The sequence below is a fragment of the Photobacterium sp. DNB22_13_2 genome (assembly GCF_052873915.1).
The window spans coordinates 1-292 of record NZ_JBNNXU010000096.1 but is presented as its reverse complement, the minus strand read 5'-3'; the positions used below and the strand labels follow the sequence as shown (position 1 = coordinate 292).

Sequence of the window (292 nt, the reverse complement as noted above, 5' to 3'; positions counted from 1 at the left end):
GCCAAGCAGATCGCCGCCGGCAACGCCGACCTGAGCCAACGCACGGAAGCACAGGCGTCGTCACTGCAGGAAACAGCGGCCAGCATGGAGGAGCTGACCTCCACCGTGAAGCAGAACGCCGACAACGCACAGCAAGCCACGGCGCTGGCAGCCAACGCATCGGAAGTGGCGCAGAAAGGCAGCACGGTGGTGAGCCAAGTGGTGTCGACCATGCAGGACATCAGCGACCGCTCCAGCAAGATTGCCGACATCACCGGCATCATCGAGGGCATCGCCTTCCAGACCAACATCC

Annotated in this window: 1 protein-coding gene; it reads left to right on the top strand. The window is 63.4% G+C overall.

Annotated elements, in window-relative coordinates:
* On the top strand, window positions 1-292 hold a 292-nt coding region (locus ACVA58_RS27950; protein ID WP_446513501.1), incomplete at both ends, for a methyl-accepting chemotaxis protein.